General features: G+C 29.7%; 12 protein-coding genes and 1 rRNA gene (1 of these 13 running past the window's edge). 8 read left to right on the plus strand and 5 right to left on the minus strand.

Annotated elements, in window-relative coordinates; genetic code table 11:
- Window positions 1–367 precede the first annotated feature (367 nt).
- Window positions 368–1,453 (plus strand): PEGA domain-containing protein, encoded by a 1,086-nt coding sequence (locus PG913_RS05345; RefSeq protein WP_271231951.1) that lies wholly within the window; start codon window positions 368–370, stop codon window positions 1,451–1,453.
- A 69-nt stretch (window positions 1,454–1,522) separates the two neighbouring features.
- Here PG913_RS05345 and PG913_RS05350 read toward each other — a convergent pair whose 3' ends face one another.
- Genes PG913_RS05350 through PG913_RS05360 form a run of 3 tightly spaced genes read right to left on the minus strand, consistent with a single transcriptional unit; the run spans window position 1,523 to window position 2,488 of the window.
- Complete coding sequence (locus PG913_RS05350; RefSeq protein WP_271231952.1) at window positions 1,523–1,855, minus strand: CCC motif membrane protein; 333 nt, start codon at window positions 1,853–1,855, stop codon at window positions 1,523–1,525.
- A gap of 13 nt (window positions 1,856–1,868) precedes the next feature.
- Window positions 1,869–2,162, minus strand: a complete 294-nt coding sequence (locus PG913_RS05355; RefSeq protein WP_271231953.1) for a DUF2752 domain-containing protein — start codon at window positions 2,160–2,162, stop codon at window positions 1,869–1,871.
- A 2-nt stretch (window positions 2,163–2,164) separates the two neighbouring features.
- On the minus strand, window positions 2,165–2,488 hold the full coding sequence (locus tag PG913_RS05360) for a YbaB/EbfC family nucleoid-associated protein (protein WP_271231954.1): 324 nt from the start codon (window positions 2,486–2,488) through the stop codon (window positions 2,165–2,167).
- Window positions 2,489–2,637: 149 nt separating this feature from the next.
- Between PG913_RS05360 and PG913_RS05365 the strand changes: the two genes are divergently transcribed.
- The 4 genes from PG913_RS05365 (at window position 2,638) to PG913_RS05380 (ending at window position 6,988) form a co-directional block, all read left to right on the plus strand.
- Window positions 2,638–4,734: a S9 family peptidase gene (locus PG913_RS05365; protein ID WP_271231955.1), complete on the plus strand. Its 2,097-nt coding sequence runs from the start codon at window positions 2,638–2,640 to the stop codon at window positions 4,732–4,734.
- A 109-nt stretch (window positions 4,735–4,843) separates the two neighbouring features.
- Window positions 4,844–5,842, plus strand: coding sequence for a PLP-dependent cysteine synthase family protein (locus PG913_RS05370; RefSeq protein ID WP_271231956.1), 999 nt, complete (start codon window positions 4,844–4,846; stop codon window positions 5,840–5,842).
- Window positions 5,843–5,887: 45 nt separating this feature from the next.
- The gene (locus PG913_RS05375; RefSeq protein ID WP_271231957.1) at window positions 5,888–6,286 is read left to right on the plus strand and encodes a GlcG/HbpS family heme-binding protein; all 399 of its coding nucleotides are present in this window, start codon (window positions 5,888–5,890) and stop codon (window positions 6,284–6,286) included.
- A 270-nt stretch (window positions 6,287–6,556) separates the two neighbouring features.
- Window positions 6,557–6,988, plus strand: a complete 432-nt coding sequence (locus PG913_RS05380) for a hypothetical protein (RefSeq protein ID WP_271231958.1) — start codon at window positions 6,557–6,559, stop codon at window positions 6,986–6,988.
- Window positions 6,989–7,231: 243 nt separating this feature from the next.
- Here PG913_RS05380 and PG913_RS05385 read toward each other — a convergent pair whose 3' ends face one another.
- Complete coding sequence (locus tag PG913_RS05385) at window positions 7,232–8,014, minus strand: alpha/beta fold hydrolase (protein WP_271231959.1); 783 nt, start codon at window positions 8,012–8,014, stop codon at window positions 7,232–7,234.
- A 201-nt stretch (window positions 8,015–8,215) separates the two neighbouring features.
- Here PG913_RS05385 and PG913_RS05390 point away from each other — a divergent pair, with 201 nt between their 5' ends.
- Window positions 8,216–9,529: a DEAD/DEAH box helicase gene (locus tag PG913_RS05390; protein ID WP_271231960.1), complete on the plus strand. Its 1,314-nt coding sequence runs from the start codon at window positions 8,216–8,218 to the stop codon at window positions 9,527–9,529.
- Window positions 9,530–9,612: 83 nt separating this feature from the next.
- Here PG913_RS05390 and PG913_RS05395 read toward each other — a convergent pair whose 3' ends face one another.
- Window positions 9,613–10,566, minus strand: coding sequence for a tRNA dihydrouridine synthase (locus tag PG913_RS05395; RefSeq protein ID WP_271231961.1), 954 nt, complete (start codon window positions 10,564–10,566; stop codon window positions 9,613–9,615).
- A gap of 170 nt (window positions 10,567–10,736) precedes the next feature.
- Between PG913_RS05395 and pbpC the strand changes: the two genes are divergently transcribed.
- Complete coding sequence (gene pbpC / locus PG913_RS05400) at window positions 10,737–13,001, plus strand: penicillin-binding protein 1C (protein ID WP_333780800.1); 2,265 nt, start codon at window positions 10,737–10,739, stop codon at window positions 12,999–13,001.
- A 632-nt stretch (window positions 13,002–13,633) separates the two neighbouring features.
- Window positions 13,634–14,526, plus strand: a 16S ribosomal RNA gene (locus tag PG913_RS05405); it runs 623 nt beyond the window's last position.

Consider the following 14,526-nt stretch of genomic DNA (forward strand, 5'->3'; position numbering starts at 1 on the left):
AAAAAAAATACTAAAAATAGTACTAACAAAACCATATTTGCTATTATAAAAAAGAATGTTTCTACAGATATCATAGTATGAGCGTGTGCAGGAGTATCAAAAATATAATATAAAACTTAATAATTGAATAATAGAAAAGGCTATTGGAATTTTGTTTTTATTTAAAATCATTAATTATATCTTGTAAAATAGTTATTTTACTTTTTTTGTTATAAATTATGTTCAATAGATAAAATTAATAGGTTTTTAATAAAGTAAACAATAATTTTACCTAATGATTATATATCAATAAAAGGTACACAATTTAAGTATAAATAATTACATAACTAGAAGTAAAAATAAAAGAACCCCCTTAATTTAAATGAAAATGAAATTAACAAAACTTAATTTAAAAATGTATACTTGCTTTTTTTTAATAGCAATGTTATTTAGTAATTGTAGCTCTAAAGATGATGAAACCCCAGATTTAGTTGACATACCAGGAGGGGAACCTCCTATAGTTTTAGTACCAATAGATGATATTCCTGGTACTGGTAATGTAGGTGTAACTTCTCTTGAGGATGGTGCAGCAATATATTTAGATGGTGTTTATACAGGTAAAAATACACCATCGAGAATAGAAGTTTCTGCTGGAGACCATTTAATTGGTGTTGGTTTAAATACTGCTATTAAATATTTAAGAACTCCGATTGTTGTAACTGAAGAAGAGGAAATGGTTGTTTCTCTTAATGAAACTCATCATAAAAAAGCAAAAAAATGGAAGGTTTTATTTTTAGGAATAAAGAAAGCTGTAATGCCAAATGGTTCTTGTTCATCAGAATATACAGAAGCAGAGCTTGACGTAGGGTTTGATTTTTTAAAATGGCAATTTCAAAACTTTGTAGAACCAGATTCTTATAATACTATTAGTTGGGATTTTGATAAAAGATATATATCTAATCTTACTTTGTCAGGAGGTAATTCTGGTCCTCTTGCAACTCCAGATGTTATTAGTCCGCATATAACAGATGTAAACCCTGGAGACTATGATTTAATTCTAAGTTTTTTTAATAGAAAAGATGCTGATTGTAATTTAGGTGAATATAAAGGAATCGGTTGGTATGCTCCTCAATTAGGAGATCTTAAAGTTTCTTATGTAACTATTAGATATAATGGAAACATAGAAGAAAGTATAAAAGATCAAAAAGAGAATGATCCAGGGGTATTTATACGCGAATGGTTACATACCGTGATAGAACAAAGAAGTTATTTTACCGATTTAGGTACAAATGTACCTAGTGGTGGGGTACATTCTGCAGAAAATCATGAAGGTGATTATAGTTATCCTTGGATGAACTGGTATCAAAATATTTTAGCAGGTAAAGTTATAGAAGGAGATACTTATGTTGGTATCGGTCCTGATGCTTTTTTAGAATGTACTGTTAAATATAAAGCACTTAATAACTGTTTGTAAAAACAAAACTTATTTAATATCTATTATAAAAAAAGCAATCAAAAATAATTTTGATTGCTTTTTTTAGTTTTATCTATCTTGTAATTCATTTAATCTTTCCATCATTAATTCTTCATTACCTATAGCATCCCATCCAATTAATGAAAATACATATATGATACAAATTAAATATAAAATATTAAGTACAATACCAATAATACCTAGTATTTTAGCTGTATTTGCATTTTTAACACCTTCATACTCATCAGGGTTTTCATTATCTATTTTTACTGCTTTATTTCCCATAATATAGGCTGCAATACCTAGTGGTAATCCGATAACTCCGTAACAACAACGTGTTACAATCGAGCAAATCCCTAAGACTAATGCTACTGTAGCATTTGGTAAATTTTGTTTTTCCATAGTTTTTATTTTTTTAGAATAGTTTATTCATTTTCATAACGTAACTTACTACAATAATAAGTACATTAATTACAGCTAAAATACGTATTGCTTTTCGAGCGTATTTAAGTTTAAAAAAGAAGTTTAAAATTACAATTATTGCTAATAATAACAATGTGTAAATAGCTGGATACATTTTAAAAGCACCTATAAAATTCCCTTGAAGTAATAAACTTAAAGCTCGCTGAATTCCGCAACCTAAACAATCAACTCCGAAGAATTTTTTATTTAGGCACGGTAACATATAATTATCTAGTTGTAAAAGCATTTTTATTTAAACATATCCATTCCAGGAATGTTTGGCATTCCGTCTTGAGCAGCAACGGCTAATTCGTGTTCGTTAATTGCACCTGCTTTTTTTAAGGCTTTGTTTAAAGTTAAAATTAAATAATCTTCTAATTCTTCTTTATCTTCTAATAAAGACTCATGAATTGAAATTGACTTAATTTCGTTATTTGCGGTAACTGTAATCTTTAAGCTTCCATTTGCAGTCGCTTCATCAACTAAAACAGTATTTAATCTTTTTTTAGTTTCTTCTACTTTTTTTTGAGCATCTTTTATTTTACTCATCATTCCTGAAATATCTCCAAACATTTGTTTTCTATTTATAATTTATAGTGAAGCAAAAATAGTATTTTCACAAGGAATTTAATCAAGTTTAATACATCTAAAAGAAAATGAAAAAAATTATGATCCTTGCTATAGCTTTTAGCCTTATTTTTGTTAGTTGCAAAACTAAAGAAATGAAGAAAGATATAAAAGCTCCAATTGCTGATAAGCAATCTAAAACATTAGAGAAACACGGAGATATACGTACAGATGATTATTTTTGGATGCGTTTAACAGATGCTCAGAAAAATGCTGAGGTTAAAGATGAACAAACTCAAAAAGTTTATGATTATTTAACAGAGGAAAATTCTTATTACGAAGCACGTACTGAAAATACAAAAGAATTTCAGACACAGTTATTTGAAGAAATGAAAGGGCGTATTAAAGAAGATGATGAATCTGTGCCTTATAAAAGTAATGGTTATTTTTATATTACACGCTATGAAAAAGGACAGCAATATCCTATTCACAGTCGTAAAAAAGAAACTTTAGAGGCTAGTGAAGAGATTTTATTTAATGTCAATGATGAAGCTAAAGGACATGATTATTTTCAATTAGGTGGTTTAAGTATTTCTCCTGATAATAAATTAACCACTTTTGCGACGGATACCGTAAGTCGTCGTCAATATATTATCAGAATAAAAAATTTAGAAACAGGTGAAATTTATCCTGATAAAATAGAAAACACAACTGGTGGTACTGTTTGGGCAAATGATAATAAAACAATCTTTTATACTAAAAAAGATCCTGAAACATTACGTAGCTCACAGATTTACAAACATGTTTTAGGAACTGATGTTGCTTCTGATGTGTTAGTTTTTGAAGAAAAAGATGAAACTTTTGGTGCTTTTATAACCAAAACAAAATCTAAAAAATACTTAGTAATGGGGTCGTATAGTACGGTTTCTAACGAATATCAAATTTTAGAAGCTGATAATCCTAATGGTGACTTTAGAATGATTCAACCACGTGAGCGTGATTTAGAATACGATATCGCACATTACGAAGATCATTTTTATATCAAAACAAATAAAGACGGAGCAACCAACTTTAAGTTGATGAAAACTCCAGAAGATAAAACAACCAAAGAAAACTGGGTTGATGTAATACCACATAGAGAAGATACTTTATTTGAAGATTTTTCTATTTTTAAAGAGTATTTAGTTTTAGAAGAAAGAACTAACGGTTTAAATAAAATAAGAATTAAACGTTGGGATAATACAGAAGATTATTATTTACCATTTACTGAAGAAACTTATTCGGCAGGTGTACACGGAAATCCAGATTTTGATACTGATATAATTCGTTATTCATATAACTCAATGACAACGCCTAGTTCTGTTATTGATTTCAATATGAAAAATCAATCTAAAGAAATTAAAAAAGAACAAGAAGTTTTAGGCGGAAAGTTTAATAAAGAGAACTATATCAGTAAACGTATTTGGGTTACTGCACGTGATGGTAAAAAGGTAGCTTTGTCAATAGTACATCATAAAGATACAAAACTATCAAAAGATACTCCTATTTTACAATATGCTTATGGTTCTTATGGTCATACAATTTCTGATGGATTTTCAACAACTCGTTTAAGTTTATTAGATAGAGGTTTTGTATATGCATTGGCACATATTAGAGGAAGCGAGTATTTAGGTCGTGAGTGGTATGAAGATGGTAAAATGTTAAACAAGAAAAATACTTTTAATGATTTTGTAGATTGTTCTAAGTATTTAATCGATAATAATTATACTTCTTCAAAACATTTATATGCTATGGGAGGTTCTGCTGGAGGTTTATTAATGGGAGCAATTATTAATATGAATCCTGAATTATATAACGGAATTATAGCTGCTGTACCTTTTGTTGATGTAATTTCGACCATGTTAGATGATACTATCCCGTTAACAACAGGTGAATATGACGAATGGGGAAACCCGAATGATAAAGAATATTATGAGTATATGAAATCATATTCTCCTTATGACCAAGTAGCTCCGAAGGCATATCCAAACATGTTAATTACTACAGGTTTACATGATAGTCAGGTACAATATTGGGAACCAGCAAAATGGATTGCCAAACTTAGAGATGTAAAAACAAATGACAACGTGTTATTTTTACATACAAACATGGAAGCAGGGCATGGAGGTGCTTCTGGTAGGTTTGACGCATTAAAAGAAACAGCAGAAGAATATAGCTTCTTTTTAATGTTAGAGGATAAGTTAGAAAAATAATTATACTTTTGCTCTTTATTGAATAAGCATCATTGTAAAAAGAATGAAGTAATCTTATCAAGATAAATTCGTGTTTTTTACAATGACGCTTTCTTATTTTAGAATAAAGATGAATAGACATAAAGGAATTACCAATTCAATTTTAGATTTAATAGGGCAAACCCCTATGATAAAGTTAAATAAAATAACAAAAGGTCTTTTAGGTACATATTACGCAAAAATAGAAGCTTTTAATCCTGGGCATTCAGCAAAAGATAGAATAGCTTTACACATTATTGAAAGTGCTGAGAAAAAAGGTATCTTAAAAAAAGGAGATCTTATTGTTGAAACAACTTCTGGAAATACAGGTTTTTCAATAGCAATGATTAGTGTTATTAAAGGATATAAATGTCTTTTGGCTGTTAGTGATAAATCATCACAAGATAAAATTGATATGTTAAAATCAATGGGAGCTGAGGTACATGTTTGCCCTGCGAATGTTCCTGCGGATGATCCTCGGTCATATTATGAAGTAGCAAAAAGATTACATAGAGAAAACCCTGGTTCTATTTATATCAATCAATATTTTAATGAATTAAACATAGAAGCTCATTATAAAAGTACAGGTCCTGAAGTTTGGAAGCAAACAAAAGGTAAAGTAACACATGTTGTTATTGCTAGTGGGACAGGAGGAACAATTTCTGGTACAGGTAAATATTTAAAAGAGAAAAATCCGAAGATAAAAATTTTAGGAGTAGATGCGATAGGTTCTGTTTTGAAAAAATATCATGAAACAGGTGAGTTTGATGAAAAAGAAATATCGCCTTATAAAATTGAAGGTTTAGGAAAGAATTTAATTCCAACGGCAACCGATTTTGATGTTATTGATTTTTATGAAAAAGTATCAGATAAAGCAGCAGCACTTAAATCAAGAGAATTAGTAAAAGTAGAAGGTTTATTTTGTGGATATACTTCAGGAGCCGTTTTACAAGCAACGAAACAATATGCCGATAAAGGTTTTTTTGATAAAGATAGTGTTGTAGTTGTTGTTTTGCCAGATCATGGGTCTCGTTATATGAATAAAATTTATTCTGATACTTGGATGAAAGAACAAGGCTTTTTAGAATAAATTACTTAAAAAAATAAAATTATAAATTAATAAAAATAAAATATTATGAATATTACATTAGCGCAAGCAGAAAATATTATAGCAGCAGCAAAATCAAAATCAATAGAAATTGATACAAAAATGAATATTGCAGTTGTTGATGCAGGTGCAAACTTAGTTGCTTTTGCTCGTATGGACGGTGCATGGTTAGGTTCTTTAGATATTTCAATTAAAAAAGCAAAAACTGCTCGTTTTTTTGATATGAATACAGGAATTATAGGTGAATTATCTCAACCAGGACAACCTTTATATAACATAGAACATTCTAATAACGGATTAATTACATTTCCTGGAGGTGTACCTGTAAAAGATGCAAATGGTACTATTATAGGTGCAGTAGGTGTAAGTGGTAGTTCTGTAGAGAATGATCATACAGTAGCAGAAGCAGGAGCAAATGCTATTTAATACCAAAGAATAAAACAGTAAAATAAAAAGGATAACGAAAGTTATCCTTTTTTTATGATAAAAAAATTTGTAATTATAAAGTTATCAGAATATAAAATGTTGAGGTACTGTTGATTTAATAGAAATAATTTATCTTTATTATGGTATTTGTTACGTATTATTATGGTTTTATAAAATATAAAAAGATAAGAATATAATTTTTTAATTAATAAAACGTTATTATTTAATTATAATAAAATATATTTAGCAAAATTTAAAACTTTAATATTTATGAAGAAATTATTTTTTTTGGCAACGTTATTTTTTTCTGTTGCATCGTATTCTCAAATTGAATTTGTTGAAAAAACAAAAATAGATGTTGTTGGACAAGTAGAGTTTGTTTACCTAGAAAAAGTAGGTAATGAATCTTATAATTTATTTTACAAGAATATTAATAACACTGTAAATGAATATATTTCTTTTTCATTTAAAAATGTAGATAATGATGCCGCTAAATTACATCAAATTATTGCCAGAGGTTTTGAAGAGTCTACAGGTAGTAGATACCAAATTAAAGCAAACGGAGATGCAATTTACTTCAAGTATGTAAGAGAACAAGGTGAAGTTAAAATGAAGATTCAACAATACGTAAGTAGAGAACCAGATGTTTTAACAGAGTCTAAATTATTAACATTAGATGAAGTTAATAAATTATTTAATTAAGATTTTTTAATCTTTTTTGATTATAAAAAAATAATACCATTATTCAAACCTAAACAATAGAATTGTTTAGGTTTTTATTTTTTTGAAAAGTTTTTGTTTTAGTGCAGAAATTCTAGCCCCGATTGAAGCATTTGTTTGAGCTCTTTTTTGTTTTTTTTCTTTTAAAAAACAAAAAAAGCGAGTGCGGAAAGCGGGAAATTGCTTCTAATTATTTTTATTTCAATTTTAATAAAATCGCTTTTTTTATGCGATAGAATTAATATACGTAATAGTTTTTGAGTTAAAAACAGTAGGATTTTCAACATTTACAACGTGTCCACATTTTTTGATGACAACTAAAGATGCAGAAACATGCTTTGTTACGATGGTTTTTATAGAAGGTAAAAATAAATGGTCTTCCTCGCCCATAATATATAAAGTTGGTATTTTAATATCATTCATTCTGAATAAACGTAATAATGGATTTATTTCAGAAGTTAATTTAAACCAACGTAAAAACTCTTTTTGATATAATTTTTTAGCTTCATTAACAAAAAGTGAACGTGATTTTTTATGATTTTTCTTCGGCATAATTATAAAAGCAAAAAGCTTGTATAATAGCATATAAGGAACAATTGATTTACATAAGTTTCCTGTGAAAATTAAAAAACGAGAACGTAAATTTAATTTGATAATAGCGCCACCCATAATCATACTTTTGACTAAGTCTGGTTTTTTTTCGGCAAGATTTCTAATTAAAATAGTCCCTAAAGATATACCTACAAAATGCGATTCTTTAATTTGTAAATAATCTAGAACTTCTACAATATCTTCTGTAATAGCATCAAAAGTATATTTTTTATTAAACGGTGTTTTTATAATAGTTTTACTATCGCCATGACCACGTAAATCTAAAATTAAAACATTAAAGTGTTTTTTAAAATCTCGGAGTTGTTTGTGCCAAATAGAACTACTTCCACCAGCACCATGTACAAATGTAACCCATTGTGTAGAATCAGTATGTTTGTAAGAATAGTAATTTAACAAATTAATAAAATTTAAAATTCAGGCTAAAATAATTTAATTTAATAACTTTAATAGCTAAAATTTTTATTGAATTTGTTTAAATAGATAAAAATAGTCATGTTTTTATATTAATAGTAACTAATAACGAGTGTTTTTAAGGTAAATAAAGATACACTGCCTATCTTTGCATTTTATAAAAAACTTCATAGATATTCAAATATTATGGCAATGACAGTAAAAACACAGGAAGATATTTTAGCAAAATTAAATATCTATGAGTTAAACGAAATGCAGAAAAAAGCCATTTCAGTAGTAGAAACAAATGCAAATACGGTTATATTATCGCCAACAGGAACTGGTAAAACTTTAGGTTTTTTATTACCAGCCTTGAAGTTAATTGACCCAGAAAATAAAGATATTCAAGTATTAATTTTAGTTCCATCAAGAGAATTAGCTATTCAAATAGAACAAGTTATTCGTGAAATGGGAACAGGGTTTAAAGTAAATGCTGTTTACGGTGGGCGTGCAATGGCAAAAGATAAAATTGAATTAAAACATATACCAAGTATTTTAATTGGTACACCTGGTAGAATTTTAGATCACTTTGCAAACGAGCGTTTTTCTAAAGAGAGTATCAAAACTTTGATTTTAGATGAATTCGATAAATCATTAGAGGTTGGTTTTGAATCTGAAATGAGAGGAATTATCAATCAATTACCAAATCTTAAAAAACGTATTTTAACTTCTGCAACGCAAGAAACAGAAATTCCACAATTTGTAGGTTTAAATAAACCAACAGTATTAAATTATTTAACAGGAAAGAAATCAAGACAACTAACTTTAAAAACAGTTATTTCTCCTGTTAAAAACAAAAATAAAACGTTACATGAATTATTACAACGTGTAGGAAATCAGCAAGGAATTATTTTTTGTAATTTAAAAGATAGCATTAATCACGTAAGCGAATTTTTAGAAAAAAATAAAATTGCACACAGTTGTTTTTCTGGAGGAATGGAACAAAGAGATCGTGAGCGTTCATTAATAAAATTCAGAAATGGAACAAGTCAAGTATTAATTGCAACTGATTTAGCTGCAAGAGGTATTGATATTCCTGAAATGAAATATATTATTCATTACGAATTACCAGAAAGAATTGAAGAGTTTACTCATAGAAACGGTAGAACTGCAAGAGTAAATGCAAAAGGAACAGCATATATTTTAAAATGGCAAAAAGAAAATTTACCAGATTTTCTTAAAAATATTCCTAATGAAGATATTTCTCATAAACAAAAAATAAAAGCTCATTATTGGGAAACTTTATTTATTTCAGGAGGAAGAAAAGATAAAATATCAAAAGGAGATATTGCAGGATTATTCTTTAAAAAAGGAAACTTAACCAAAGAACAATTAGGAGTTATTGAATTAAAGCAAGATTGTGCTTTTATCGCAGTTCCTGTAAGTGAAGCGAAAAAATTAATTGAAGAATTAAATAATACTCGTTTAAAAAATAAAAAAGTACGTATTACTTTGGCTTAATAATTAGTCAAAAATAATAAAAAAGGCTATTTCTTAAAATTTAAGAAATAGCCTTTTTTTATAAATTAATTAGAGAATAACTATTAAAGACGTTTTTCATTACTTAAAATTTCTTTTACAGCTATTTGATATTTTTTCTGATTCCCAGCTTTTTTAATCTGTTTGTAGGTTTTCTGCGGATTATCAAATGACTTTGAAAAATATTCCCAAAAACCTAACATTTTCATTTTGATAGGTGTTGGTCCTGATAAAGCTTCATCATATTGTTGATAAATTTCATTATGAAAAGCTTCAAATCTTTGCCATCTATCTTCAGGATATTCGGTTGTATTGTCTTTAATCATTTGTGGTAAAAACGGATCAGCAATTAAACCACGACCAATCATAAAATGACTAATACTAGGGAAGCGTTCTTGCATCGCTTTAAAACCAGCAACATTAGTAATGTCTCCGTTATAATATAATTGATGTTTAGCAACATCAATACATTTTTGAAAAGCATCTAAATCAACACCACCTTTGTATAATTGTTTTCCTATACGTGCGTGAATTGCTACATTTTTTAAAGGGTATTTATCTAAAATAGGGAAGGAGTTTAAAATTTCTTCACTATTTTCATAACCCATTCGCATTTTCATCGAAACTAAAATATCCGATTCGTTGTGTGCTTTGTGTAAAACTTCATCAATTTTTGCGGGATTACAAATTAATCCAGAACCCATTCCTGATTTTGTAACCATCGGATACGGGCAACCTAAATTCCAGTTTAATTCTTTATAGCCTAAGCTTTGTACATATTTTGCAACAAATAAAAATTCATCAGGATCGTTTGTTATTACCTGTGGAATTACGGTTAAAGTATCGTTGTTTTCAGGTAACAAATCACGCTTATAACTTGATTTTATAATCATTTTTCCATTCAATCGAATGTATGGTGCGTAATAAGTATCAATACCTCCGAAATATTTATGCTGTGCATTTCTAAATCTAAAATCGGTAAAGCCTTGTAATGGTGATGAAAGTAAAGTAAAACTCATAATTTTTAATAAGCTACAAATATAACTTACTTATCCTTGATATTTTAAAGTAAAACTTTATACTTTTGAAATAGATTCAACTTACATGAAAAGAGTTTTTAACTTCTTAAAACAGTACAAATTAAAAATAATTATTACCAGTATATTAATTGTTATTTATTATTCAATGTTTGCCGAAACAATTATTTTTAGCACCAACATCAACAGTCGTAACTGCAAAAAACAATGAATTATTAGGTGCTGTTATCGCAAAAGATGGGCAATGGCGATTTCCTGAATTAGATTCTATTCCTAAAAAATTTGAAATCTGTATTTTACAATTTGAAGATGCTCATTTTTATCAGCATTTTGGTTTCAACCCAATATCAATAGGAAAAGCTTTTATTGAAAACATCAAAGCAAAACGAGTAATTAGAGGCGGAAGTACGCTTACACAACAAGTAATTCGATTATCAAGAAAAAATAAAAGTAGGTCTTATATCGAGAAAATAAAAGAACTCGTTCTAGCAACTCGATTAGAATTTAGATATTCAAAAGAAAATATTATAAAATTATATGCCTCTCATGCTCCTTTCGGAGGAAATGTCGTTGGCTTAGAAATGGCTTCTTGGCGATATTTTGGATTACAACCGCATCAATTATCATGGGCAGAAACAGCAACTTTAGCGGTATTGCCAAATGCTCCTTCGTTAATTTATCCAGGGAAAAATCAACAAAGATTAAAAGAAAAAAGAAATAGATTGCTTAAAAAATTATATCAACAAAAAATTATCGATGCGATTACTTATGAATTATCTTTAGAAGAAACTTTGCCTCAAAAACCTTACGGATTACCAAACTTAGCACCTCATTTTGTACAAGAAGTTGCTAAAAATCATCAAGAAAAATATATACAAAGTTCTTTAGATATTCATTTACAAAAGCAAGTGAATACTTTAGTTAAGCAACATTATGAGCGTCAAAAACAAAATGAAGTATATAATATGTCTGTATTAGTTTTAGATGTTACTACAAGAAAAGTATTAAGTTATGTAGGAAACTCGCCAACAGATAAAGCACATCAAAAAGATGTAAACAATGTTATTTCGGCACGAAGTACGGGAAGTACTTTAAAACCGTTTTTATATGCACAAATGTTACAGTCGGGTGCTATATTACCGACACAATTAGTTGCAGATGTTCCTACGGAAATTGCAGGTTACACTCCAAAAAATTACGATTTAACTTTTGACGGAGCAGTTCCTGCTAATGAAGCATTAACTCGTTCTTTAAATATTCCTGCGGTTCGCATGTTGCAAACGTACGGATTAGAAAAATTCAGAGCAGACTTAAAAGCATATAATATTAATGACATTGATAAATCGGCAGATTATTATGGATTATCATTAATTTTAGGAGGAGCGGAAGCTAGCCTATGGGATTTGTGTAAAACATTTGCAAGCTATGCGAGTATTGTAAATCATTTTGAAATTACAAAACATAATTATTATTCAAATGAATTTATTGAGCCTAGTTATTTAAATTCTGATAAAGTCAGTTTCGGAAATATTCAAGAAGATTATACATATATTGATGCAGGCGCTATTTTCACAACGTTAAATACTTTGACAGAAGTAAACAGACCTTTTACAGATCAGGCTTGGAAATATTTTGATTCTTCTCAGAAAATAGCTTGGAAAACAGGAACTAGTTTCGGAAATAAAGATGCGTGGGCAATTGGAGTAACTCCAAAATATGTTGTCGGAGTTTGGGTTGGAAATTCTGACGGAGAAGGAAGACCCGATTTAACAGGTGTAGGAAGTGCAGGTCCATTATTATTTAATGTTTTTGATGTGTTACCAAAATCAGATTGGTTTTTAGAACCTTTTGAAGCATTAATTGAAGAAGATATTTGCGAAAAAAGCGGATATTTAGCGTTACCAATTTGTAAATCGGTTATAAAACGGATTCCTAAAAATGGAGTAAGAGCAAAGCCGTACCCGTATCACAAACAAATAACTGTTGATGTTTCTGAAAAATTCCAAGTAAATTCTAATTGTGAGTCAATCACAAACATAAAAACTAAAACATGGTTTATTTTGCCTCCGTTAATGGCACATTATTATCAGCAAAAAAATGCAGAATACAGCGTGCTACCTAATTATAGAAGCGATTGCAATAAATTAGAAAATAACACGATGGATTTTGTATTTCCTACCAAATACCGTTCTAAAATATCCTTAACAAAAGGAGTCAATAACAAAATCAATCCTTTAATTTTAAAAGTAACGCACACAAATTCAGATGCCATTTTGTATTGGTATTTAAATGATGTTTTCATTGGAAATACGACTCAATATCACGAACAGGCAATTATTCCTAAAAAAGGAACTCACAAAATTACGGTGATAGATAATCTAGGAAACGAAGAAATACGATTTATAGAAATATTATAAAGTCCTTAATTAGCTCTTTTTTTAACATTGATATTTTTTTTGAAGCAATTTCCCGCTTTCCGCACTCGCTTTTTTTGTTTTTTCGAAAAGAAAAACAAAAAAGAGCTCAAACAAATGCTTCAATCCGGGCTAGGCATTTTAACTAATTTTTGAATTTTAGACATATAATTAAACAACCTTTTTAAAGAGAAAATAAACAATCAATTGATAATCAGCTATTATATAACTTAATTGAAAAATAATGAATAAAAAAGCTTAAAAACACAGAAAAGAGTCTTATATTTGTAGTCCATACTAGATAGCTTATTTAGTATGATTAGTTCATTTAAATATCATTTTTTAAATTATTTAAAAATAAGTTAAATTTAGCTTGTTTAAAACAAATTAAAAAATGTATATTTGCAACCGCTTTCAGAAAGCGATTAAGGAAGTTTGGAAATGACAATAGTAAGTCAGTTAGTTCGATTCTAACGTTTCTACAAAAAATGATAAATGTAAAAACTTATCTGTAACTAACAAGTTACGTTCATTGAAAATATTGAAATTGACAGCGTAAATAAGAGTAGAATAACCACAACTTCTAACGAAGTTAAATTCTTTTGAAACTTATTCATTAATATTATTTAAAATATACAATGAAGAGTTTGATCCTGGCTCAGGATGAACGCTAGCGGCAGGCTTAACACATGCAAGTCGAGGGGTAACAGGTAGCTTGCTATGCTGACGACCGGCGAACGGGTGCGTAACGCGTATAGAATCTGCCTTGTACAGGAGAATAGCCTTTAGAAATGAAGATTAACACTCCATAATGTGTAGAAGAGGCATCTCTTTTGCATTAAACATTTATGGGTACAAGATGACTATGCGTCCTATTAGCTAGATGGTAAGGTAATGGCTTACCGTGGCAACGATAGGTAGGGGGTCTGAGAGGATTATCCCCCACACTGGTACTGAGACACGGACCAGACTCCTACGGGAGGCAGCAGTGAGGAATATTGGTCAATGGAGGCAACTCTGAACCAGCCGTACCGCGTGCAGGATGACTGCCCTATGGGTTGTAAACTGCTTTTATACAGGAAGAAACCGATCTACGTGTAGATCCTTGACGGTACTGTAAGAATAAGGACCGGCTAACTCCGTGCCAGCAGCCGCGGTAATACGGAGGGTCCGAGCGTTATCCGGAATCATTGGGTTTAAAGGGTCCGCAGGCGGTCAATTAAGTCAGAGGTGAAATCCCATCGCTCAACGATGGAACTGCCTTTGATACTGATTGACTTGAGTTATATGGAAGTAGATAGAATAAGTAGTGTAGCGGTGAAATGCATAGATATTACTTAGAATACCGATTGCGAAGGCAGTCTACTACGTATATACTGACGCTGAGGGACGAAAGCGTGGGGAGCGAACAGGATTAGATACCCTGGTAGTCCACGCCGTAAACGATGGATACTAGTTGTTGGACTTCGGTTCAGTGACTAAGCGAAAGTGATAAGTATCCCACCTGGGGAGTACGGTCGCAAGACTG

This window comes from Tenacibaculum pacificus, assembly GCF_027941775.1.
GTDB classification, from domain to species: domain Bacteria; phylum Bacteroidota; class Bacteroidia; order Flavobacteriales; family Flavobacteriaceae; genus Polaribacter; species Polaribacter pacificus_A.